The 344-nt window shown below is 27.6% G+C and carries 1 pseudogene; it reads left to right on the top strand.

From position 1 onward, the window contains the following. Nucleotides 1–344: pseudogene (locus SB724_RS19605) on the top strand (histidine kinase); the annotation flags it as partial.

The raw sequence follows: 344 nt of genomic DNA, 5'->3' as shown, positions 1-344 counted from the left end.
AGCTCAATTTATTTAATGATAGGAACTTCAGTACTTACTTAATACCGATAATTTTTTATGTAGTATGTTTATTTTGCTGTTTCTTCATCATTAAAATAAATGAAGAAAAAAACTTGAAATCTGCTTTGGTGCTAATTGTATTTCTTTTGTCTGCTTCAATTGCATATATTAGTGCTGGAGGATCGGCAAAAGGCGATTTGCTTAGCAGATGTATCATGTTGTTAACATTAATAACTGTACCTTTAAATTATCTTCTGTTTCTTTATCATTACTTTAAAGAATTAGGTACAGTGCTTTTCAGCAAAAAAGTTTTCGTTTTGTATTTATTTCCAACTATAAATATA

It is taken from the genome of Bacillus sp. SIMBA_031, from assembly GCF_046535225.1.
In the GTDB taxonomy this organism is placed as follows: Bacteria; Bacillota; Bacilli; order Bacillales; family Bacillaceae; genus Bacillus; species Bacillus velezensis.
Note: the sequence above shows the minus strand (reverse complement) of the source record. Positions and strands in the feature narration are given on the sequence as shown.